Below are 23,777 nucleotides of genomic sequence, written 5' to 3'. Positions count from 1 at the left end.
GCTCAACCGTTCCTCACCGCGGCGGAGTTCCGCGCTCGCGAAGCCGGGTCGGCCGCGTAGGGAGCCAGCGCGTCACGCAGTGCGGACGGCACCTTGATCGGCCGCGCGGCGCCCTGGCCGCTGACGCAGGCCACGCGCTGCCCGCCCCGGGCCACCAGTTCCTCACCGCCGTCCTCGTGCAACCTGACGTAGTCGAACCCGAACTCGATCTGCGTCTGGGTCAGCTCGACCAGCCGCATCCGGATGGACAGTTCGTCGAACAGTGCGAGTTCGGCGACGAACTCGCACTCGACCTTGACGGTGAACAGGATGACGTCCGTGCCGAAGTCCGCCAGTACCTCGGGCGCGTGCTCCCGCAGGAACATCTCCCGGCACTTGCCCTGCCACCGCAGGTAGTTGGAGAAGTAGACGTTGCCGACGACGGTGGTCTCCTCGAAGCCCACCAGGTGCCGCAGCTCGTAGTACGGCGTCATGATGGCGATGTCTCCCCACTGCTCAGGATGTTCGCTCGGATCGTCTCGGCCCGCCGCTGCCGGATGCGCTGCCGCAGCCGCGCGCCCCACCAGCCGAGGCCACGCCCGAGGCAGACGAGCGCCGTCGCGAAGAACATGGTGTAGACCACATCGAACACCATCAGTACGCCGTAGACGGTGGCCACGGAGGCGCCGAACACGAACTGGTTGCGTGGCTTCATGGGGGTCGTGCCCGGATCAGTGATCATGTAGTTCGTGAACAGCACGAAGGCGATGCCGGTCATCACGCTCAGCGCGCCGTACAGCGACACGTCCCAGATCCAGTGCCGGACGAACGCCTGGATGGCGAACCCGCCGAGCCACCCGACGATCAGCGGGATCCGTTTCGTCAGCAGGCCGTTGATGGTCGTGCCTGCGGTGATGATGATGATCGGAATCATGACCCGCCAGAAGGTGTTCGCGTTCTCGCTGAACTGGTACGGCGGGGCGAGACTGACCCAGCTGCTGAAGGCCACGAGTGTCGCGGCGATGCCGAAGTTGGACGGGTTCATGTAGTGGCGTGTCCGGCCCGCGATCGGCGCGAACAGCACGTACTTGGCCCCCACACCCACGACGACGCCGAAGGCGATCGGCCAGAACTGGTTGTTGGCGTACAGGAGCATGTTCACGGCGATCGAGGTGATGTGCGCGGGGAGCAGGAACTCGTACAGCCCGCGCTTACCGCGGCCCGCGTACCGGGGCTTGCGGCGGTAGGCCCACGCGGCCAGTGTCTCGAAGGCCAGCTCAGCGGCATAACCGGTCAGCACGCTGAAGATCGGCCACAGCCACGGCTGCTCGAACCCGAGCAGGGCGTAGCCGAAGATGTTGAACACCGAGATGGACAGCGCGAAGTTGCGCAGGGCCAGGTAGCGGGGGTCGGGCTTGGGCTTCGCGGGCGACGGCGGCGTGGCCGGGGACGGCGCGACGGGAGAGGCCGGTGGCTGTGAGGCGGTCGTGGTCATCGGTCGGACACCTTCCGCGCGCTGTCGGAGAGCACGAGCGAGTGCGTGCCCGGATCGAGTTCCACGGTCTGCTCACGCAGCTGGCCGTCGGTGTCCCGCCAGTTCAGCCGCGCCCGCACCGGTCCGGTCTCCTCACCGAGGCCGAACCGGACCTCGAAGCTGCGGAACCCGCTGTGCCCGCCACCACCGTCCAGACGCGACACCTGCTCGCGGCCGTCCGCGGTCGTCACGGTGACGGTGGCACCGTAGGCCGGCGATCCGAGGCCCGAAAGGCCCGTCAGCTCACCGGCCTCACCGGAGGCCGCGTCGTCCTCGGTCGGCCGGTACAACCGCAGGGTCAGTGCCGACCCGAGATCCTCGGACTCGTTCTTGTAGAAGGAGGGCGGGGCCCACTGGCGGGCGACGGCGAAGTCGAGCGCGCCGGTACCGGTCGTGTCACCGGTCGCGATGGCCCGCGATGGGACCGGCACGTCGAGGCCGAGTTGTTCCGAGATGTTGACGTACCTGCCGTCCGGCTTCTGGGCGTAGAAGGCCAGGACGTCGTCCCCGGCGAGATCGTCGCCCTCCTGCATGTTCGGCCACATGGCCGGGTTGCTCATGAGGACGTCGTTCACGGTCGCCAGCTCCTGCAGCCAGTTCCACCGGTTTCGCTCGCCCTTGATGAAGCCGTCGGCCTGCACGATGGCCAGGTCCCCGTCGTTGAGGAAGTCGCCGAACTTGACGTCCCAGCACCATCCCGTCCACGCCAGCCCGTACTCCTCCGCACGCTGGGTGAAGGGTGCCTCGCCCGCGGCCAACCGTTCGCGCATCTCCGCCGTGCTGCCGGTCTGGTTCTCCCACAGGTAGTTGCTCTCCTGGAGGCCCCACGCGACCGTGATGTTGCTGACCATGATGTCGAAACTGCCCTTGCTGGTCGGGTCGCCGAAGTCGACACCCATGCCCTTGAAGGAGTCGTCGCCCAGCACGAACGATTTCGGGGTCAGCGGTGATCCCGACCCCTCGGCGAGTCCGAACCGGATGCTTCCCGGCGTCGACCGGTTGTGCAGCAGGTGGTCGTGGCCGAAGTCGTTGGCGATGTAGAGCTCCGGCAACCCGTCGCCGTCCAGATCCGCACCGGACGCGGCGAGGGTCCAGCCGGTGGCCGCCTCGTACGGAATGGCCTTCGGTTCCGGCACGTACGAGGCGGAGGGCTGCTCACCGGAGGTTGCCGAATGCCAGCGCAGCACATGCCCACCGCCCGCGTTGGTGCCGCTGGACATCGACAGCATCATCTCGACGTTCTTCATTCCGTCCGGGTCGAGCACGTCCGAGTCGGGAAAGTAGTTGCCGATGAAGATGTCCGGGCGCCCGTCACCGTCGAAGTCGCTCACGTGGACGGCGTCGGTGTTCCACTTCGGACCGTGGTAGCGGCCGTCGGCCGAGTTCGAGGGCACCAGCTCCTGCCGCTGGTATGCGTCGTCGCTCACCGTGGTCGCGTCCGACTTCGCCAGGTAGAGGATCGGCGTGCGGCCCCAGTAGCTGACCAGCAGGTCCATCCGGCCGTCCATGTTGAAGTCGCCGGGCGTGCAGCCGGTCGGCGCCATCGTGTCGTCGTAGGGCAGCGGGGCCGGATCGAGCACGAAGGGCTCGAACCGGTCCTGCTGCGGCGCCGTCGGTGTGTGCGTCACGACGACGTCGTCGGTCCGGGGGTCCACGAGGCACAGCGAACTCGCCCGGCCGTTGCCGGTCAGGTCGTTGATCGCCACGGACGCGCCGATCGCCGAGATCCAGGCCTGGATGTGCTCGTAGTCGGGGTTGACCTGCCGGATGTCCTTCATCGGCTGGTCCTCGTACCCCTCGGGCATCGGGATCGGCATTTCCCGGAACTGGTACGGCTCGGCGACCTGGTCCGCGCCGTTCACCGCCACCGCGCTCTGCCCGGCCAGGTAGAGCGTCACAAGCGTGATGACGACAGCGAAAATCGGAACCGATTTTCGGCCACGGTCAGCTGACATTATCGCAGTCTCCTCGCGAATTACGACGATACCGGCAGTCGGCAGCAGAAGCCTGAAAGCGGTTCCGCCCGGATTCGCCGACACGGCCGACCGCACAAGGGGGCCGCGCGACGAATGATTGACGCGGCAAATGTTTTTGTTCGAAAAGCCCGGTGCTTCCGACGGCCCGGCCCGCTCGTTGCGACGACCGGGCCGTCGCCCTCACAGGGCGCGGCGGGCAGGCGTCAGGAGGACGCCGCTCCCGCCTCCGGAAGCCGTGCCGTGGTCAGCACGTACTCGACCTCGATCGAGGTCATCATCTGTTCGAGAATCTCCGCGCCTTCCGGACCCAGCTCCGCCACGAGCGTGTCGTAGTGCTCCCGGATTCCCGCCGCGATCCGTTCGCCGGTCGAGCGAGTGTGCGCGGTGATGTCGATCATTTCGACGTCGACGAATCCGGCGTCGCGCACCCACCGCAGGTACTGCTCGCGAGTGGGCAGTTGCCCCATCTCCATGGTGTCGAGCATCTCGGCGCGCGCCTCGTCGGTGTCGGCGACCGGCCGGGTGGGCTGCAGGACGTCGGTGAACAGCAGCCTGCCACCCGGTTTGAGCACACGCGCGATCGCCCGCAGGCCGGGTGCCCGATCGATGTTGATGAACGATTCGACCACCCACGCGGCGTCGAAGGAGTCGTCCGGGTAGGGCATCGCCAGCGCGTCGACCAGTTCGGCGGAGACCAGGTGGTCGAGGCCCCGCTGCCGGGCACGCCGCCGCATCTCCTCGACGTGCGATCTGGTGATCGCCACTCCCACCACGGTGGCGCCGGTCTGCTCGGCCAGCTGGAACGCCGGAGCACCGACACCGGCGCCGACGTCGAGCACCCGCTGCCCGCGGGACACGCCCAGCTTCTTGATCATGACGTCGTTCATCCGCCACTGTGCGATCTCGTTGGGCGAGATGTCGTCGTCGGACTCCCAGTAACCGGAGTGAAAGTTGTCGCCCCAGGTCCTCGAGAGAATCCGGCCCGCCACCTCCTGCAGGATCGCGACGTCGGACTCGGCCGGGTCGGACTCCGCCGGAGCTCGGTCGGTGGTCATCTTCCCCTCCAGCGTTCGTCGTGAGGCTGTCGAACACTCATCGTCGCAGGGTGGACACGGTGGATCACCTTCGAGGATGCTGGCCCGAACGGTCCCGCCCCCATACCCGCTATTCACCCGTTCGGAGGAACTCGCGAACCCGTTCGCGGCTGCTGTTGAATCGCCGATCGCTCGTTCGTCGTGTAGGTAGATCCACGCTTCACACGCCGAAACGGGAGGACTCCAGGGTGACTAACGCAGAACCCCCGCCCAGGGCCGGAGGCCGGGAGTGGGCCGGTCTCGCGGTCCTGGCCGTGGCCACGATGATGATCACGTTCGACATGTTCGTGCTGCTGCTGGCACTGCCGGATATCACGGCTGACCTGCAGCCCAGCACTGTCGAGCAACTGTGGATTCTCGACATCTACGGCTTCCTCGTCGGCGGTTTCCTGATCACGATGGGCACGTTGGGAGACCGGATCGGCAGGCGGAGACTGCTGATGATCGGCGCGGCGAGCTTCGCGGTCGCCTCGCTGCTGTGCGCGTTCGCCCCCACGACCGAGTTGCTCATCGTCGGCAGGGCGCTGCTGGGCATCGCCGGGTCGACGCTCGCGCCGTCCACGCTCGCCCTGATCACCAACATGTTCCGGGACCCCAAGCAGATGGGTGTCGCGATCGGCATCTGGGCCGGCGGCTTCACGCTCGGTTCGATTCTCGGCCCGGTGGTCGGCGGGGTCATGCTGGCCCAGTTCTGGTGGGGTGCGGTCTTCCTGCTCGCGGTGCCGGTGATGGTGGTGCTGCTGCTGGCCTGCCCGCTGCTGGTTCCCGAGTTCAAGAACACCGAGGCGGGCAAGCTCGACCTCGTCAGCGCGCTGCTGTCGGTGCTCGCGGTCATCGCGTTCATCTTCGGCCTCAAGGAGGTGGCCCGGTACGGCTGGCAGGCGGGGCCGATCCTCGCCGGCCTCGCCGGCATCGTGCTGGCCCTGGTCTTCGTCCGGCGCCAGCTCCGCCTGACCGAACCGTTCATGGACCTGCGCCTGTTCGGAAACCGCTCGTTCAGCACCATGCTGGTCGGCCTGCTGCTCTACGCCCTCATCGGCGGGTCGAGCATGTACTACATCACCCAGTTCCTCCAGTCCGTGTCGGGGATGACGCCGCTGACGGCCGCGTTCTGCCTGCTTCCGGGCATGGTGGTGGCCACGATCAGTGCCACCGTCTCCCCCATGCTCGGCCAGCGGATGCGGCCCGCGTACCTGATCTCGGGCGGCATCGCGGGGATCGTCATCCCGTTCGCGATGTTCTCGCAGCTCGACGCGAATTCGAGTCCCGTGGTGCTGATCGTCGGGTTCGCGATCATGGGACTGTGTGAGGGCCCGCTGCTGTCGCTGGGCACCAACCTGGTGGTCAGCTCCGCACCGCCGGAGAAGGCCGGGTCGTCGTCCTCCATGGCCCAGGTCGCCAACGAGGCGGGCGGTTCGCTCGGCGTGGCGGTCATGGGCAGCGTGGGCGCCGCGGTCTACGTGGCTCAACTCGACGACACCGCCCCCTCCGGTCTGAGTGGCGATCTGCTCACCACCGCGCAGGACAACGTCGCCAGCGCGTTGACCATCGCGGCCGACCTGCCCGGACAGCTGGGTGAGCAGTTGTCGAGCGCGGCGAAGTCGGCCTTCGCCAGCGGCATGAACGTCTTCGCCGTGGTGTGCATCGTGATCCTGATCGTCGCGGCCGTCACGATCGCCGCGCTGCTCAGGCACGTCCCACCGACGGGCTCCGAGGAAGCCGCGCCGGAAGGGACCGGCCCCGAGGGGACCGACCCGGACGCGGCCGCGGCCACCGAGCCCGGCGAGGCTCCTGCGGAAGAGCCGCACGCGCATGCCGCGGAGCAGCCCGACCCACGGCCGGCGAGCTGAGAACGGCCGGCCGATTTGTCGGTCCGGTGCCGGAAGAACCGCCGGACCCCGAAGAAAAGGAGAGAAGAAGTATGCGCAAGGTCATCATGTACATGCAGTCGACGCTCAACGGCTACGGTGCCGACCCGGGCGACGAGATGTTCTGGGCCTCCATCTCCGAGCAGACCTGGGAGTTCACGAACTCGCTGCACGAGCGGTGTGACGCCATTCTCATGGGCCGGAAGATGTACCAGGACTTCCTCGGTTTCTGGCCGGAGGCCGCCAAGGACGAGTCCGACTCGGACGTGGCCCGGCACGCCCGCTGGCAGTACGACCTGAGCAAGTTCGTCGTCTCGACGACGTTGACCGAGGCCGACCCCGCGTGGCCCAACACGCGCATCCTGGGCGACCTCGACGCGGTCAGGGCGCTCAAGGAGCAGCCGGGCAAGGACATCCTGATCGCCGGTGGAATCGGGATCACGAAGGCCCTCGCCAACGCGGGCCTCATCGACGACTACTACATCCACCTGAACCCGGCCACCATCCCCGACGGGACCCTGCTGCTGGACTCGCGGCTCGACCTGAAGCTGGTGGAGGCGAAGCAGCACGACACCGGTGTGGTGGCTCTGCACTACACCCCCGCATGAGCTCTTGAGCTCTTGAAGGACGCCCGGTCTCGCCCGCGCGAGGCCGGGCGTTTTCCGTTGTCACAGCCGTTCTCCGCACGCCAGAAGGCGCGGCTTCCGCACACCGTGCCGCACAGTTGGCAGTGAATCAATTCTTGCCCGCGCTGAGCTGACATCACGGCGTGACGTCCAGGAGGACATACGAGAATGACTGTCGCGAGCAATTCGAACACGATCTCACCGCTGGTGGATTCGTTTCTCTCCGCGCCACCGGACGAACTCGAGGCGAGCTACCGTCGACTGCTTCAGGCCGTCTGGCGAAACGGTGACCTGACCACGCTGGCCCTGCCCGCGGTGACCGCGCTGGTGCCCCGGATGACACAGGTCGACGAACTGCGGAAGGCATACCTGGCGGAGCTGTTCGGGCTGCTCGTGCAGGCGGAGTATCCCGAAAGCGGTGCGGTGACCTCGGCCGTGCGTGCCGAACTGGGCCAGTACCTGCGGCTCTGGCAGAGCAGCACCCGGCAGCAACCGCTGCACTGGGCCCTGCTGTACCTGCTGTCGCATTTTCCCGAGGAGAGGTCCCGGATTCTCGCGGTCGCGACGACCCTGCGGCTCGACGAGGACGACATGTCCCGATTGGACCGCGCACTCGACGAGCTCGATCCGGACGACCCGAGCATCGGCCGGGTCTTTCCCTACCCGGCGGCCTACGACTCCATGTTCGAGTCCGAGCGGGAGGTCGACCGGGCGTGGATCCGCACCCTCACCCCTGAGCAGGTCGCCCAACAGTGGCACAACGACATCGCGGCCGTGCGCGCGCACGCGGGCGCGAAGTCGTACTACGCCATCCGCCACGGCATGCCCCAGCCGGTGTATCCCGACGACACCCCGGTGCGCGAGGCGCGGCCCACCGACGCCGACGACGTCGCGATCTACGCCCCGCACACCGCCGCGCTGCGGTGCTCGCGCTGCCGGAGCAAGCTGACGATCCGGCAGGGCCTGGCCGAGTGCTCCGGCTGTGACGCGGGCTTTCCCATCTCCAAGGGGATGCTCAACGTCCTCACCAGCGTCCACGACGGCAAGGACCACAGCGACGACTTCCTCTTCGCGCTGTCCAACATCGGCACGATGGCCTACTTCATCGATGTCTACGCGCGTCCCGCGTTCAAACGGATCTGCGGGATGAACTGGGACAACGAGGTGAGCCCGCAGTGGGAGGGTGACTACATCAGGCAGCACCTCCGGCCGGTGGAGGGCACCGTCCTCGACCTCGCGGCGGGCGGCGGGCTGTGGACCGACACACTCGCCAACGCCGTCGGTGCGGAACGGGTGCTGGCGCTGGACCTGCTGCCCGCCAGCCTCGCCACGTTGCGGGACCGCAGGCCGGACGTTCCCGCTGTCGTGGGCAACGCCCGCTACCTGCCGTTCGACGACAACTCACTCGGCGCGGTGACCTGCTGGGACGCGCTCCAGGCGTTTCCCGAGGAGGCTCCGTACGCGCTCGCCGAGGTCGGCCGCTGCCTCCGCCCCGGGGGGACGTTCACGCTGTTCACCTTCGTCAACTCCGAGGACGAGATCTATCACCACTTCGTGCGCTCGCACCGCTTCCCGAAGAGTCACCAGGACGGGCTCATCCTCTTCGACCGCGCCGACCTGGACCGCTGGCTCGCCGACGCCGGGCTGACGGTGATCGACCGTTCCGGTCCCGGCCTGCACTACGTCATCACGGCGCAGAAGCCGATGTGATCGCTCGCGGCCAGCCGCATCGCACATGACTGACCCCGGCGCCCTCACCGGTCGCCGGGGTCAGTCATGTCACCACCGGGTCAGCGTTGCTCCCGCACCGACCTGACGAACTCCCGGATGTCGCCGACCAGCGACTCGGGCTGCTCCAGTGGCGCGAAGTGCCCGCCCCGGTCGAACTCGGTCCAGCGGGTCATCGACGGCAGCACCTGCTCGGCGAAGCGGCGGATCGGCCGGGTGGCGTCCGCGGGGAAGACCGCGACACCGACCGGAACGGACAGTGGCCACGGGCCGCCCCAGGTCCGGATGTGGTCGGCCATGGTGTGCATGGTCTCGAAGTACATGTGGGCGCTGGAACCGGCGGTGGCCGTGAACCAGTACGTCGACACCATCGTGAGCAGCGTGTCCCGATCGATCGCGTCCTCGACCCGGTCGACCGTGTCGGCCCATTCCTTGTACTTCTCGGTCATCCAGGCGAGCTGGCCGATCGGGGAGTCGGTCAGCGCGTAGGCGAGGGTCTGCGGCCGGGTCGCCTGCTGCCTGCTCCACGCCGTACACACGTCGGCGAACCAGCGGGTGTGCTCGACCTTCACCATGTCCTCGTCGGACAGGCCGGCCAGCACCTCGGGGTCGTCCTCGAACATCGTGACCAGCATGTTGATGTGGACCGCGTCGATGTGCTCGGCGTCGATCCGGCCGAGTTCGAGCGAGATCACCTTGCCCCAGTCACCGCCCTGGGTGACATAGCGGTCGTAGCCGAGCCGGCTCATCAGCTCCGCCCACGCGCGCGCCACGCGGCTCATACTCCAACCCCGCTGCCCGGTGGGGCCGGAGAACCCGTAGCCCGGGATGGTGGGCACCACCACGTGGAAGGCGTCCGCCGGGTCTCCCCCGTGCGCCGCCGGGTCGGTCAGCGGGCCGATCATGTCGATGTACTGCGCCGACGAGCTGGGCCAGCCGTGGGTGAGGATCAACGGCGTGGCATCCGGTTCGGCCGAACGGACGTGCAGGAAATGCACGTTCGCGCCGTCGATCTCGGTCGTGAACTGGGGGTACTGATTGAGCCACTGCTCCGCGGCCCGCCAGTCGAATTCGTTTCTCCAGTACTGTGCCAGCTCCTTGAGGTATCCGAGCGGAACACCTCGCTCCCACCCGGTTCCGGGAATCTCGTCCGCCCATCGGGTCGCATCGAGCCTGCGGTTCAGTTCGTCGATATCCGACTGCGGAATGTCGACACGGAAAGGACTGATTCGGCTCATTCTTCTCACCTCATCGATCTGTGGCGATGATTTTTCCCGGCTGCGCCGGATCCCGTGTTCAGCGCGGGTCTCCGGCCGCATCGGTCGCCTGCGCGTTCTCCTCCGGCCCGGCGGAGTCCTCCTGCCCGAACGGCTTGACGTGGCGCAACCGGGCGACGATCAGCAGGATCACCCCGGCCAGCGCGACCGCGGTGAAGGCGGTCACCGCCTGCAACGAGCCGGTGAACGCCTCCCTGGCGTGCTCGAACACCACCGCGGCCAGATCCGGCGGGAGCGTCGCGGCGGTTTCGGCCGCGTTGGCGATGCTCTGGCCCGCGGTGGCGGCGGCATCGGCCGGGACCTCCGGCGGCAGGCTGTCGGTCATGCTCGCGTGGTAGAGCGCCACCGCGACACTGCCCACGACCGCCACCCCGATGCCGTTGCCGAGCTCGGCACTGACCTGCGGCATGGAGGACGCGGCTCCGGCCCGCTCGGGCGGGGCCGAGCCCACCATGAGCGTCATACCGACGGCCAGCAGCGGGGAACCACCGGCCGACCACAGCGCGAACCCGAGGATGAACAGCGCGGTCCCGTTGGTGTTGCCACCGAGGAAGACCAGCACCATGCCCACGATGACCAGTGCCTCACCACAGGCCATCAGGTAGGCGGGTCGGAAGCGCCTGGCGAGCACGCCGACCACGGGCGCGCACAGCGAACTCAGGATGAGTCCCGGTGCCAGGCTCAGCCCGGCCTGCAACGGCGTGAGCCCCTGCACGAGCTGGAAGTCGAGCATCAGCAGCAGCATCACGGTCCCGGTCAGCACAGCCTGGATGAACATCGCGAGCAGCGGGATGGAGAAGCTGCGGTTGCGGAAGAGACTGAGGTCGAGCAACGGGCGAGTGAGCTTGCGCTGCCTGCGGACGAAGGCCGTACCGAACGCCACGCCGACCGCGAGAGCGGCGATCGGCAGGAGTTCCCACCCGTCGCGGGACACCTCCTTGACGCCCCAGACCGTGGGCAGGATCGCCCCGAGGGAGAGCAGGGAGCTGGACCAGTCCGGCCGCCCGGCTTCGACCTCACGGTGCTTCGGCAGGACCAGCGGCCCCACGATCAGCACCAGCGCGACGGCGGGGACGTTCACCAGGAACACCGAGCCCCACCAGAAATTGGCCAGCAGGACGCCCCCGATCACCAGACCGAGCACGGCGCCGACCGTGTAGAACGACGCCCAGATCCCGAAGGCCAGGCCCATCCGCTTGGGATCGCGGAACATGGTGCGGATGAGACCGAGGGTCGACGGGATCGCGGCGGCACTGGCCATACCGAGCAGGGCTCGTGCCGCGATCAACATGGTGGGCTCGACCGCGTACGCGGCCAGCACCGACGCCACGCCGAAGCCGGCGACGCCGATGAGGAACAACCGGCGCCTGCCGATCCGGTCGCCGAGCCCTCCCATGGTGATCAGCAGACTGCCCAGCATGATGGCGTAGATGTCGGCGATCCAGAGCTGTTCGATGCCGTCGGCACCGACCCCCACGGCGACGTGGGGCAGTGCCAGCATCAGGACGAACGCGTCGGCCGCCACGAACAGGGTCGCGAGGCACATGACGCCGAGCCCCGCCCACTCCTGTACACGGGTCACGGGTTGTGCGGATTGTGTCGTCACCGAGCAATCACCTCGATATGCCGTGTGTCCAATGTGAAACGCGCGATCGGCGAACGGGTCGACGTACTCGAAAAATCTGGCAGCGCTCGTGCGGCTGACAAAGGGCGGCGCCCGTGGCCACATTCGCGAGTTCTCGATGCGAGATCGATCAGTCCCCCGGAATCTACACACCGACACCCGGATCCTCGATCGGGTCGAGCCGATCGCGCAGAATCGAAGAAGTAGGTCGGGACAACCGCTGCCATAGTTGGCTGCGTCGCTCTCCGCCGGACCGAATTCGCTTCTCGGGCGGAGAGCTGACTCACCATTTCCGAGTACCGACCGGATGAAAGGGCATGCGTTGACCGTCGCGGACAGTGCCCCGGTGATCGCGAAGCCGGGAGAAACGGGTTTCGACACCGCCACCCGTGTGTTCAATTCCGTCGCGATCCCCGAACCTGCCGCCGCCACGACCGCTCGTACCGTCGAGCAGGTCCGAAGCGCACTCCGCTACGCGACCGAACACGGGCTCCGGGTGCGGATGCACTCCACCGGCCACGGCGCGGGCGCGGTCCGCCCGGTGCGGGACGCACTGCTCATCCGAACGGCACTCGACGGCGCGGTGACGGTCGACCCGACGACCCGGACCGCCCGGATCCCGGCGGGGACCCGGTGGGAAACCGTGGTCAAGGCAGCCGAGCCACACGGACTGACCGCCGCGCACGGCTCGTCGGGCTCCGTCGGCGTCGTCGGGTACACGCTGGGCGGCGGGCTGAGCCCGTACGGCAGGCTGACCGGGCTGGCCTCCAACACGGTCCGCGCCGTCGAACTGGTGACCGCCGACGGGCGGCACCGCAGGGTCGACACCGAGTCCGATCCCGACCTGTTCTGGGCGCTGCGAGGAGGCGGCGGCGGGTTCGGCGTCGTGACCGCCGTCGAGATCGACCTCTTTCCCGTATCCCGGGTCATCACGGGCGCGGCGTACTGGCCGGGGGCGCTGGCCGACCGGCTGCTGTCCACGTGGCTGGACTGGGCCAGGGACGCGCCCGCGATCGCCACCACCTCGGTGCGGGTGATGAACTTCCCCGACGTCCCCGACGTACCGGAGGCACTGGCCGGACGCACCACGTTCACGGTGGACGGGGTGGTCCACGCCGACGACATCGGCGCCGCGCGGCTCTGCGCCGACGACCTGCTCGGCCCGCTGCGGGCGCTCGGCACGCCACTGCTGGACACCTGGCAGGAGGACGCGCCCGCCGCGGTACTCCGGGCGCACATGGACCCGGAGGGCCCGCTGCCCATCGTCGGCGACCACCTGCTGCTCGACGAGTTCGACGCACGGGCGAGCGCGTCCTTTCTCGACGTTCTCGGGGAGGGGTCCGGCTCACCGCTGGTCGGGGCCGGACTGCGGCAGCTGGGCGGCGCCTACGCCGCTCCGCCGTCGCCGGGTGGCGTGCTCGACCGGCTCGACGCGAGGTACTCGTACGCCGGGTCGGGGTTGGCGGCCGATCCGGAGGCCGCCGAGTCGCTGCGTTCCCACTGCACGAAGGTCCGCCACGCCCTCGCCCCGTGGAACACCGGCCGGGTCGTCCCCAGCTTCGTGGAGGACGGCACCCGAAGGCAGGGCCACCTCGACACCCGGCAGGCCGTGGCGGTCGCCCGGGTCCGCGCGGCAGTCGACCCGGAGGGGTTGTTCCGCGACGACATCTCGCCCACCGACTTGCGACAGGAATAGGTGACATGGCAGCCGAGACCGTCGACACGTTCCACTGGCCGGCCGAGACCCGGTCCTTCTGTGCCGAACTGCCGTTCACGCCGAGGACCACGATCTTCGAGTACGGCAGGGGCATCCACCTCTACGACGCGAGGGGCCGCGACTTCCTCGACGCGCTGTCCGGCGTGTTCGTCACGTGCTTCGGGTACGACTGTGCCCCGATCACCGAGGCGATGACCGAACAGTTGCGCCGGGGGCTCACCTTCCAGCCCCCGCTGCACGGGACGAACCACAACGCGCTGCGGCTGGCCGACGCCCTCACCGGCATCGCACCGGACGGGATCTCGGCGGTCAAGCTCCTCAGCGGCGGCTCGGAGGCGGTCGAGGCGGCGATCCGGCTGGCCAGGCTCTACCACACCGTCAGCGGCAACCCGGCCAAGCAGAAGATCATCAGTCACTACGAGAGCTACCACGGCGCCACCTACGGTTCGCTGGCGCTGACCGGTCACCCCGGAGTGAAGGTGTTCGGCTCGCCGATGCCGGACGTGGTCCACACGATGCCGCCCGAGGCGCTGGCGAAGCAGTGGGGGCTCACCGCCGAGCAGGCGGGGGAACAGGCGGCGGCCATGATCGAGCAGACGATCGTGGCCGAGGGCCCGGAGAACGTCGCGGCGCTCGTCGTGGAGACCTTCAGCCAGCTGCGGGAGCTGGTCGCACCGGACCGGGGCTACTTCACCCGGGTGCGCGAGATCTGCGACCGCTACGACGTGCTGCTGGTCTTCGACGAGATCGTCACCGGGTTCGGCCGCACGGGCGAGAACTTCGGTTCCCAGACCGTCGGGGTCACCCCCGACCTGATCTGCGCGGGCAAGGGGATCTCCGGCGGCTACGCCCCGCTGTCGGCCCTGCTGATCCACGAACGGGTCGCCTCGCCGTTCCGGGACGACGACGGGCACATGGCTTTCGGGACGACGCACACCTTCTCGGGCAATCCGCTGGCCGCCGCCGCGGGACTCGCGGCGGTCACGCACTTCACCGAAGGCGGATTCCTGCCCCGCATCAGGCAACTGTCGGATCACCTGCGGCGCACGCTGACAGCGGCGGTCGGCGACCGGGGCACGGTCAACCTCTCCGGTCTGCTGTGCGGTGTCAGCGTCCCCGACCCGGACGGGCGCGGCATCGGGGACCTGATCGAGGCAAAGTGCTGGGACCACGGCGTCATCGTCCGGGGCATGCCCTACGGGATCATGCTCGCCCCGCCGTTCATCACCACCACCACGGAACTCGACGAGATCTGCGCTGTGGTCGGTGCCGCCGTCGACGAGGTCGTCGGCTGATCGCACATCCGGGCACGACAAGCGGAGGAGGCACTGTGTCCCCTATGGACGCGTGGGATCTGATGTTCCACCGGAACGATCTCACCCGACACGAGGTTCGCCAGGCCAGGCCGGTGTCGCTACGACAGGGCCAGGTCCGCCTGGCCGTCGAGCGGTTCGGTATCACGACGGTGACCGCGACCTATGCGCTGTTCGGCGACTCACCACTGCGGTTCTTCGACGCGTTCCCGGCGCCGATGGAGTTCGGCCGGGTCCCGGTGTGGGGGTTCGCCCGCGTGGTCGACTCGCGTGCCGACGGGATCGCCGAGGGCGACCGGTTCTTCGGCTACCTCCCGATGTCCAGCCATCACACGGTGACCGCCGAGCCGGTCGCGGGTGGCTTCATCGACACCGCGCAGGAGGCCGTCCCGCACGACTGGTACCGGACCTACGAGTCGGCCCCCGCCGACGAGCTGGACGACCGGCGGGCACTGCTGCACCCGCTGTACCCGTGTTCGTTCACCCTGGCCGAGACCATCGGCACCTACGCGGCACAGGGTGTGAAGTCGGTGGTGATCACCAGCGCGTCCTGCAAGACGGCCGTGGGCCTGGCGGACCTGCTGGCGCGCCGGGACGGGCTCTCGGTCACCGGGGTGACCTCCCCGCAGAACAAGGAGTTCACCGCCGCGCTCAACCTCTACGACTCGGTGCTCACCTACGACGAGCTGGGCACCGACGCAGTGCAGGCTCGCACCGTGTTCGTCGACTTCACGAACTCGGCGCAGCGGATCCGCGCAGTCTACCGGCACGCTGGCACCCAGTTGCTCGCGACCCACCTGGCCGGATTCACCCACCCCAGCACGTCGTTCGCCCCGCCGGAGGTCGGCGACCCGGCACCGCAGCCCTTCTTCACCCCGGCGGTGGAGGACCAGCTCAGGGCCGAGCTGGGCGCCGACGTCTACAACCGGCGCTACCGGCAGGCGGAGGACGAGTTCCTCATCGGGACGAAGTCCTGGCTCGACATCCAGCGCGGAAGCGGACCCGACGCGATCGCCGAGGCGTTCCGCACCGTGCTCGCCGGTGCGCTGCCGCCGGCGACGGGGGCGGTGTTGACACCATGACCCAGCACACGGACACGGTCGTGGACACCGGCGAATCGGCCGTCGATCCCGCGAGCTCCGGCACCTCCCCCGTCTGGTGGCGCCGCCCCTGGATCATCCCGCTGGCACTGGTCGTGCTCGGCTTTCTGTTCTTCCAGCTCAGCCCGTTCCGCGAGCTGAACGAGGCCACGGCGCCGATCCCGCCGCACGACGGCTTCCCGGCCTACTTCCCGATCCTGCTCACACACATGTTCTTCGGCACCATCGCCATGATCACCGTGGTGCTGCAACTGTGGCCGTGGCTGCGCCGCAACCACCCGAAGGTCCACCGGGTCAGCGGACGCTTCTACGTCGTGTCCACGCTGATCTCCGGCTGCCTCGGGCTCATCATCGTGCCGTTCGCACCGATAGTCGGTCAGATCGGCGTGTCGATGGCCACCATCACCTGGATGGCCGTCACCACCATGGCGTTCGTCCGGGCACGGCAGGGCCAGTTCGTCAAGCACCGGCGCCTGATGCTCTACAGCTTCGCCATCGTGATGAACAACGTGTGGGGCCTGCTGCTCGGCCGGATCGGCTTCACCATGCTCGACGTGATCGACCTCCTGTACATCCAGGAGGGCGTGCGGTGGCTCGGCTGGGTCGGCAACCTGATGCTCGTCCAGTGGTGGATCTACCGCACGGAGGACCGGCAGCGAGCGCGCACGGTTCGTAATCCGGAGGTGGTCGCGTGACCCGGTCCACCGATCCGCGCCCCGCACCGGCCGTGATCACCGAGGACGACCCCCGCTACGAAGCCGCCGTCCGCTGCGGATTCAACCAGCGTTTCGTCTCCCGCGCGGGATCGATCTGCTTTCCCACCGGCACCGCCGAGGTCGTCACGGCGGTCGGTGACGCCGTCGCGGCGGGCAGGCGCGTCACCGTCCGCAGCGGTGGCCACGGCTACGAGGGCACCGGCTCCGAGGACGGCGACGGCGGAGTCCTGCTGGACCTGTCGATGATGACCGACATCGACTTCGACCCGGCTCGGCGCGCGTTCTCGATGCGGCCGGGCGCCAAGATCGGTGACATCTACCGCGAGCTGTACAAGCGCTGGGGCGTCACGGTTCCCGCGGGCGAGGGCATCGAGGTCTGCCTCGGCGGGCATCTCGTCGGCGGTGGCTTCGGGCCGCTGTCCCGGCGGTACGGAGCCATCGTCGACTACCTGTGCGCGGTCGAGGTCGTCGTCGTCGACGCGGAGGGGCGTGCCGAGGCGATCGTGGCCACCGACGATCCCGCCGATCCCCACCACGATCTGTGGTGGGCGCACACCGGCGGTGGTGGTGGAAACTTCGGCGTCGTCACCAACTACTGGCTGCGGCGGCCGGGTTCGACGTCGCACGATCCCCGCGAACTCCTGCCGCCCGCGCCCGTTCGCTGGCGCAACGGCCACCTGATGTGGTCGTGGGACACCATGACCGAGCGCGACTTCGTCCGGATCATGCGCAACTACTCGGCCTGGTTCGAGCGCAACAGCCCCCCCGGCAGCCGGGAGGCCGACCTCACCGCCTTCTTCAGCGCGACCCACCGGTCCAGCGGGGTGATCGCGGTCGGCTCGCTCATCGACGACGACATCCCGGGCGCGCGGGAACTCACCAACGAGTTCTTCGACGCCGTCACCGACGGCGTGCACGTCGCGCCGTCGGTGCGGGCCGACGACGGGGTCGAATCCTGGCTGTACTTCTTCACCCATTCCAACCGGGGTGACCACAACGGCCTCGGCGGTTCCCGGTTCAAACTCAAGTCGGCGTACCTGCGCCGGTCCTACACTGACGAGCAGATCGCGGCGGCCTACCGCCATCTGGACACCGAGAACCCGAAGTCGATCTATTTCATGTTCATCGGGTACGGCGGCCAGGTCAACGCGGTGTCGCCGGACGCGACGGCGGTCGCTCAGCGCAGCTCGGTCCTCAAGGGTGCGTTCCTGTCGGCCTGGTGGGACCCGAAGGAGGACGACTACCACATCGGAAACCTGCGTGCGCTCTACCGCGACGTGTACGCCGGCACGGGCGGTGTTCCGGTGCCGGACGACCGCAACGACGGGGCCTACATCAACTACCCGGACCGCGACCTGGCCGATCCACAGTGGAACACATCCGGAGTCCCGTGGTCGACGCTCTACTACAAGGACAACTACCCACGCCTGCAGCGCGTCAAGGCGCGGTACGACCCGCGCGACGAGTTCCGGCACTCGCTGTCGATCACGCTTCCCGGAGACGGGTCGTGACCGGGGCCGCCTGCCGTTCGCAATCCAGGAGTTGGCTCACCGGTGCGCGAGCCCGAAGGATGAAGACAGATTCGATCACCTCGGGGTATGGGGGCCAGGAATGAGATTTCCTTCCATACAGAGCCGGTTCGCGGCACAGGCCGCCCGGACTCCGGACGAGATCGCGGTGGTCTGTGACGACGTTCGACTGTCCTATCGCGAGCTCGACGAGCGCGCGGGCCAGCTCGCCAACCGGTTGCGCACGCTCGGGGTCAGGCCCGCCGCCCCGGTGGCGGTGCTGATGGAGCATTCGGCCGAGTTGGTCGTGGCTCTGCTGGCCGTGCTCAAGGCCGGTGCCTTCTACCTTCCGCTGCACCGGGCGTATCCCGTCGACCGGATGCAACGCATCATGGACCGGGCGGGTGGGCCCGTCCTGCTCGTGGACAGCGCCACCCAACGGGACGACATCCCGGCCACCCGTATCACCATCGCCGTCGACACCGACCAGGCGACGGGTGGCATGCCGAGGACGGCCCCGGCGAGCCCGACGACACCGGCCGAGCCCGCCTACGTCATGCACACCTCCGGCTCCACCGGTGAGCCCGTCGGGGTCGCCGTGCCGCACCGGGCCGTGCTCGAGCTCGTCGCCGACCCGTGCTGGGACGGCGGCAGGCACCAGCGGGTGCTCGCTGTCGCGCCGTACGCCTACAGCGTGTCCACGTACGAGCTGTGGGTGCCGCTGCTCCGCGGCGGGCAGGTGGTGCTGGCCCCGCACGGCGAGGTCGACGCGCAGTCGCTGCGGCGCAGGATCGCCGAGCACGGCATCACGGGCCTGCACCTGACCGCCGGGCTGTTCCGGGTGCTGGCCGAGGAGGACCCGGAGTGCCTCGCCGGCGTGCGAGAGGTGCTCACCGGTGGCGACGTGATCAGCGCGGTGGCCGTCCGGCGGGTGCTGGCGGCCTGCCCCGGCATCGTGGTCCGGTCCATGTACGGGGCGACGGAGCTGTCGCTGTTCGCCACGTCGACGCCGATCGCCCGGCCGGAGCCGGGTGAGAGCATCCCGCTCGGCAAAGCGCTGGCCGGGGTCCGGCTCTACGTCCTCGACGAGGACCGCGAGCCCGTCGCCACCGGGGCCGTCGGCGAACTGTACGTCGGTGGCACCCGGCTCGCGCTCGGCTACTACAACCGTCCCGAACTGACCGCCGAGCGCTTCGTCGACGACCCGTTCGCGGGCGGTGGTGCCCGGATGTACCGCACCGGCGACCTCGTCCGCATGAGCGACGACGGACTGGTCGAGTTCGTGTCCCGCGCGGGCGAGCTGGTCAAGATCCGGGGGTTCCGGGTGGAACCGCTGGAGGTCGAGAACGTGCTCGGGGGGCAACCCGGTGTCGCGAACACCGCGGTGGTGGCCCGCGAGGCGCCGTCCGGCGAGAAGCGGCTCGTCGCCTATGTCGTGCCGGACGGCGCCTCGCTCGATCTCGCCGCCCTGCGCGCCCACGCCAGGGCCGCGCTGCCCGACTACCTGGTACCGGCCGCGTTCGTCGAGGTGGCCGCGCTGCCGTTGACCGCCAACGGCAAGCTCGACCGCGCGGCGCTGCCGGAGCCCACCTTCGACGAGGTCTCGGAGTACCAGCCGCCGGCGACCGAACGCCAGCGGTTGCTCTGCGACCTGTTCGCCGAGGTGCTCGCGGTCGACCGGGTCGGCATCGACGACAGCTTCCTGGACCTGGGCGGCCAGTCGATGCTGGCGGTGAAGCTGGCCGCCCGGATCGGCAAGGCGGTCGGGGTCGCGGTGAGCGTGAGTGACGTGTTCAACGCGACGACCGTCCGCGAGCTGGACATGTGGCTGGACGGCCGCCTGCCCGCGACGACCACGTGAGGAGTTTCGGCCGGATGACTGGCGCCCCGCTTTCCTTCAACCAAGAGTTCCTGCTCACGTTCGACAAGGGCGACGCCGAGGGGGCGCTCGGCGAGCGGCACATCCTCGTCGATGCCTGGCGGCTCACCGGCCCGGTGGACGCCACCGTGCTCCAGCAGGCGCTGGACGACGTCGTGGCGCGGCACGACGTGTTGCGCACCGATGTGGTGGCCGACGACGACGGCGGCCACCAGGTCGTCCATCCGCCGTGTGCCGCCCGGCTCTCGGTGCGGCCACTGGCCGGCCACGACCGGGACGTGGCCGCCGAGACCCTGCTCAACGATATCGACGACGAGCCGATCACGGTCCGCGAGATCCCGCACCTGCGGGCGGTGCTGGGGCGGTTCGACGACAACGACGCGGTGCTGGTGCTCGCCACCCACCACGTCGCGAGCGACGACTGGTCGATGGGGCTGCTGGTGCGCGACCTCGCCGCGTACTACACCGCGCGGTTGACGGGCACCCCCGCGGCCCTGCCTCCGGCACAGCAGTACGCGGACTTCGCCGAGTGGCAGCGGCGCAGCGGTGTCGCCACCGAGCAGGCCCGCGACTACTGGCGGCGCACGCTGACCGGCCACGGCATGACCGCCGTTCCCACCGACCGTCCCCTGCCCCCCGACCGGCCCGACAGCTACGCCGCGCACCGCTTCGTCCTCGACGCCGACCTCTCGGCGAGGGTCCGCGAGTTCGCCAGGGCGATGCGCTGCACCCCGTTCATGGTCCTGCTCGCCGCGCACCAGATGCAGTTGCGCGACCTGACCGGCAGGTCCGACGTCATGACACCGACCTTCACCGCGGGCCGCTACCTGGAACGCTTCAACGACACGGTCGGCCCGTTCTTCAACCTGGTGCCGCTGCTGACCGAGCTGAACGGCGTCCGGCACCTGCGCGACGTCGTCGGCCGGGTGCGCACGACGTGCTTTTCGGCCTACTCGCACGACATCCCGTTCGGCGACATCGTCGCGGAGGCACCCGGCATCGCGGAGGCGTTCGCCGACCCCTGGGGCGCCGTCGTCGCGTTCCAGGTGCTCCAGCCACCGTCCTTCGCCGACAACCTCGTTCTCGGCGAGGCGAAGGCCACCGCGATCCGGGACCGGCGGCTGTCGCAGCGACGGAGTTCGAGCATTCCGAACGGTGGTTCGTGGGCACTGGAGCTCCTGCCGTCCGGGCTGATCGGAGGAAGTCTCAAGTACAACGCCAACACGTTCGACGAGTCCACGATCACCGGAATCGCCGACGACTTCAGGAACCGGCTCGCGGTCGCGCTGACGTGATCACCGGTCCGCGCCACGACGCGAAAGGGAGCCAGCGTCCATGACGAGCACGAGAAGCGAGCCGGGGCCCGTGCGCACCCCGGCGGGAGAACTCACCCCGGCGCAGGCGGTCGAGCGGGCCGAGGCGATCGCCGCCGAACTCGTCGGCAGGCAGGCCGAGACCGAACAGCGCACCTACTACGCCCCGGACATCCACGACCGGTTCGTCGACGCCGGCCTCTACCGGCTTCTCGTCCCGCGCCGCTACGGCGGCCACGAGCTCGGCGCCGACACCTTCGCCCGGGTCTGCATGGCCATCGCCCGCGGCTGCCCCTCCAGCGGCTGGATGTACCTGTTCGGCGCGGCTCACGCACTGGTGGTCGCGACGCTGTTCGACGAGCGGGCTCAGCGGGAACTGTTCGCGGGCGGTGACTTCGTCTGTCCCGCGACGGTCGCGCCGTCGGGCTCGGCGACCCGTGTCGACGGCGGCTGGCGGCTGAACGGCACCTGGCGCTACTGCTCGGGCTCGCCGTACGCGACGCACTTCCTCGGTCACACCATGGTCCAGCGGGACGGCGCGGCCGAGCCGACGCCCATGATGTTCGTGCTGCCGCGCGAGTCGTGGCGGCTGGAGGACGACTGGGGCGCCCAGCTCGGGCTCCGCGGGAGCGGGTCGCACGGCATCACCGTCGTCGACGCCCACGTGCCCGATCACCTGACCTACGACGGGCTGCTGGCCCAGGTCGATCCGACCGGTGACTTGCCGGGACGGGCACTGCACGCCGGCCCCGAGTACGGCGGTGGCCCGCTCAGCTTCATGCTGCTCGAACTCGGCATCCTCGCGGTGGGAATGGCGCGGGGAGCGCTGGACGCCTACGAGGAGCTGATGCGAGCCAGGACGACCAGTTTCTGGCCGATCGTGCCCCGGACCGAGGACCCCGACTACCAGTTCCGCTACGGCGAGGCCGCGGGAATGATCGCGGCGGGTGAGGCGGCGGTGCTCGACGCGGTCCGGCAGTGGCACGAGCTGAGCGCGCGGGGCCCCGCCGCCATCACCCGCGAGCGGGAACTGCGGCTCGCCCTCATCGGCCGCGAGGCGGTGCGGCTCTGCTGGAGGGCGGTCGAGGGTCAGTTGTTCCCCACGGCCGGATCCAGTTCGGTCCGCAGCGGCGAACGGATCGAGCGCGTCTGGCGCGACATGTCGATGCTGCACAGCCACGCCGGTCTCGGCACCTTCCTGGCCGGCATGGCCAACCGCGAGCTTGCCCAAGCCCATTTCTCCCGATCCGACCCGAAGGAGTAGCGCCATGTCGACGAGCCGATGCCCCGTGCTCGACAGCAGTGGAAGCGGAATCCACGAGCTCGCCACCGAACTGCGTGACCAGGGCCCCGCGGTCAAGGTGGAGCTTCCCGGCGGTGTCCACGCGTGGTGGGTCACCCGCTACGACGTCGCCAAGCAACTGCTCGGTGATCGCAACGTCACCAAGAGCGCGCACGCACACTGGCCCGCCTTCCGCAACGGCGAGATCCCGCCCGGCTGGCAGCTGATCAGCTGGGTGGCGATGGACAACGTGTCGACCTCCTACGGTGCCGACCACCACAGGCTGCGCAGGTTGATCGGCAAGGCGTTCACCGCCCGGCGCGTGGAGCAGTTGCGGCCACGGGTGGCGAAGCTCGTCGACGACCTGCTCGACGACATCGCCGCGCAGCAGGGCGAGGTCGTCGACCTGCGGGCGCTGTTCTGTTACCCGCTGCCCGCGCGGCTGATGGCCGGAGTCGTGGGCATGACCGAGGAGCAGCGCAGGCAGACGGCGATCGCCATGAACCGGATGGCCGACGTCGACGTCACTCCCGAGCAGGCGGCCGGCATCCTCGCGGGCTGGCGTGCCGCGGTCGAGGAGCTGATCGCCGACAAGCGCGCCAATCCCGCCGAGGACGTCGCGAGCGATCTGATCGCCGCCCGCGACGACGAGGACGGCGCGAAGCTGTCCGACCAGGAGCTGACCGACACGATCTTCGCGATCCTCGGCGCGGGCTCGGACACCACCATCAACTTCCTCGACAACGCGATCACCGCCCTGCTGAGCCGCCCGGACCAGCTGGAACTGGTGCGGTCGGGCAAGGCGAACTGGTCCGACGTCATCGAGGAGACCCTGCGCGTCGAGTGCCCGCTGGCCAGCCTGCCGTTGCGGTTCGCCGTCGAGGACGTCGCGCTGGACGGCCTGACCATCAAGCAGGGCGAGCCGATTCTGATCAACTACGCGGCGCTGGGGCGCGACCCGGAGCTGCACGGTGCGAGCGCCGCGGACTTCGACATCACGCGCCCGGAAAAGGAGCACATCTCGTTCGGGCACGGACCGCACTACTGCCTCGGCTCCGGTATCGCGAGGATGGTGGCCTCGATCGGACTTTCCGCGCTGTTCGAGCGGTTCCCGGACATGCGGCTCGCGGTCGAACCGAGCGAGTTGCAGCCGCTTCCGACGTTCATCATGAACGCCCACACCGCCCTGCCGGTCCGGCTGAACGCGCCGGTGCCCGCGGGTGCCTGAGAGCCCCTCACACCA

18 protein-coding genes are annotated in these 23,777 nt (G+C 69.1%); 12 read left to right on the top strand and 6 right to left on the bottom strand.

The window, feature by feature from the left end:
- Nucleotides 1-2: 2 nt before the first annotated feature.
- From FFT09_RS12365 to FFT09_RS12350, 4 genes are all read right to left on the bottom strand, one after another.
- A complete protein-coding gene (locus FFT09_RS12365) occupies nt 3-473 on the bottom strand; it encodes an acyl-CoA thioesterase (protein WP_024875080.1) in 471 nt (156 codons plus the stop codon).
- The gene (locus tag FFT09_RS12360) at nt 470-1,474 is read right to left on the bottom strand and encodes an enediyne biosynthesis protein (RefSeq protein WP_081191613.1); all 1,005 of its coding nucleotides are present in this window, start codon (nt 1,472-1,474) and stop codon (nt 470-472) included. Before FFT09_RS12360 ends, FFT09_RS12365 begins: the two co-directional genes overlap by 4 nt.
- On the bottom strand, nt 1,471-3,411 hold the full coding sequence (locus FFT09_RS12355; RefSeq protein ID WP_244231339.1) for a CRTAC1 family protein: 1,941 nt from the start codon (nt 3,409-3,411) through the stop codon (nt 1,471-1,473). The genes FFT09_RS12360 and FFT09_RS12355 overlap by 4 nt, the downstream gene beginning before the upstream one ends.
- A gap of 281 nt (nt 3,412-3,692) precedes the next feature.
- Nucleotides 3,693-4,544: an SAM-dependent methyltransferase gene (locus FFT09_RS12350; protein ID WP_081191615.1), complete on the bottom strand. Its 852-nt coding sequence runs from the start codon at nt 4,542-4,544 to the stop codon at nt 3,693-3,695.
- Between the two features lie 227 nt (nt 4,545-4,771).
- On the opposite strand from FFT09_RS12350, the gene FFT09_RS12345 reads away from it, so the two are divergent.
- From FFT09_RS12345 to FFT09_RS12335, 3 genes are all read left to right on the top strand, one after another.
- Nucleotides 4,772-6,433, top strand: a complete 1,662-nt coding sequence (locus FFT09_RS12345; protein WP_081191616.1) for an MFS transporter — start codon at nt 4,772-4,774, stop codon at nt 6,431-6,433.
- A gap of 71 nt (nt 6,434-6,504) precedes the next feature.
- Nucleotides 6,505-7,059 carry a dihydrofolate reductase family protein gene (locus FFT09_RS12340; RefSeq protein ID WP_024875085.1) on the top strand — a complete coding sequence of 185 codons (555 nt, stop codon included), beginning with the start codon at nt 6,505-6,507 and terminating at the stop codon, nt 7,057-7,059.
- A gap of 186 nt (nt 7,060-7,245) precedes the next feature.
- Complete coding sequence (locus FFT09_RS12335) at nt 7,246-8,787, top strand: class I SAM-dependent methyltransferase (RefSeq protein ID WP_081191617.1); 1,542 nt, start codon at nt 7,246-7,248, stop codon at nt 8,785-8,787.
- 80 nt (nt 8,788-8,867) lie between these two features.
- Here FFT09_RS12335 and FFT09_RS12330 read toward each other — a convergent pair whose 3' ends face one another.
- Together FFT09_RS12330 and FFT09_RS12325 are read right to left on the bottom strand one after the other, a co-directional pair.
- Nucleotides 8,868-10,043, bottom strand: coding sequence for an epoxide hydrolase family protein (locus FFT09_RS12330; RefSeq protein WP_197022426.1), 1,176 nt, complete (start codon nt 10,041-10,043; stop codon nt 8,868-8,870).
- Between the two features lie 58 nt (nt 10,044-10,101).
- Nucleotides 10,102-11,664, bottom strand: a complete 1,563-nt coding sequence (locus FFT09_RS12325) for an MFS transporter (RefSeq protein ID WP_244231338.1) — start codon at nt 11,662-11,664, stop codon at nt 10,102-10,104.
- Nucleotides 11,665-12,052: 388 nt separating this feature from the next.
- Here FFT09_RS12325 and FFT09_RS12320 point away from each other — a divergent pair, with 388 nt between their 5' ends.
- From FFT09_RS12320 to FFT09_RS12280, 9 genes are all read left to right on the top strand, one after another.
- Complete coding sequence (locus tag FFT09_RS12320) at nt 12,053-13,402, top strand: FAD-binding oxidoreductase (RefSeq protein WP_244231337.1); 1,350 nt, start codon at nt 12,053-12,055, stop codon at nt 13,400-13,402.
- Between the two features lie 5 nt (nt 13,403-13,407).
- Nucleotides 13,408-14,718 carry an aminotransferase family protein gene (locus tag FFT09_RS12315; RefSeq protein ID WP_081191619.1) on the top strand — a complete coding sequence of 437 codons (1,311 nt, stop codon included), beginning with the start codon at nt 13,408-13,410 and terminating at the stop codon, nt 14,716-14,718.
- A 44-nt stretch (nt 14,719-14,762) separates the two neighbouring features.
- Nucleotides 14,763-15,818, top strand: coding sequence for a DUF2855 family protein (locus tag FFT09_RS12310; protein ID WP_081191620.1), 1,056 nt, complete (start codon nt 14,763-14,765; stop codon nt 15,816-15,818).
- Entirely contained in the window at nt 15,815-16,531 is a 717-nt protein-coding gene (locus tag FFT09_RS12305; protein ID WP_208544415.1) for a DUF2306 domain-containing protein, read from the top strand. The genes FFT09_RS12310 and FFT09_RS12305 overlap by 4 nt, the downstream gene beginning before the upstream one ends.
- Nucleotides 16,528-18,063 carry an FAD-binding oxidoreductase gene (locus tag FFT09_RS12300; protein WP_138382780.1) on the top strand — a complete coding sequence of 512 codons (1,536 nt, stop codon included), beginning with the start codon at nt 16,528-16,530 and terminating at the stop codon, nt 18,061-18,063. Before FFT09_RS12305 ends, FFT09_RS12300 begins: the two co-directional genes overlap by 4 nt.
- Before the next feature lie 100 nt (nt 18,064-18,163).
- Nucleotides 18,164-19,921: a non-ribosomal peptide synthetase gene (locus FFT09_RS12295; RefSeq protein WP_138382779.1), complete on the top strand. Its 1,758-nt coding sequence runs from the start codon at nt 18,164-18,166 to the stop codon at nt 19,919-19,921.
- 14 nt (nt 19,922-19,935) lie between these two features.
- Nucleotides 19,936-21,234: a condensation domain-containing protein gene (locus FFT09_RS12290; RefSeq protein WP_138382777.1), complete on the top strand. Its 1,299-nt coding sequence runs from the start codon at nt 19,936-19,938 to the stop codon at nt 21,232-21,234.
- Nucleotides 21,235-21,274: 40 nt separating this feature from the next.
- Complete coding sequence (locus FFT09_RS12285; protein ID WP_138382775.1) at nt 21,275-22,516, top strand: acyl-CoA dehydrogenase family protein; 1,242 nt, start codon at nt 21,275-21,277, stop codon at nt 22,514-22,516.
- A 4-nt stretch (nt 22,517-22,520) separates the two neighbouring features.
- Nucleotides 22,521-23,762 (top strand): cytochrome P450 family protein, encoded by a 1,242-nt coding sequence (locus FFT09_RS12280; protein WP_081191625.1) that lies wholly within the window; start codon nt 22,521-22,523, stop codon nt 23,760-23,762.
- Nucleotides 23,763-23,777 lie beyond the last annotated feature (15 nt).

The sequence above is a fragment of the Saccharomonospora piscinae genome (assembly GCF_005862235.1).
GTDB classification, from domain to species: Bacteria; Actinomycetota; Actinomycetes; order Mycobacteriales; family Pseudonocardiaceae; genus Saccharomonospora; species Saccharomonospora piscinae.
The sequence above is the reverse complement of the archived record's forward strand: the minus strand, read 5'-3'. Positions and strand labels throughout refer to the sequence as shown.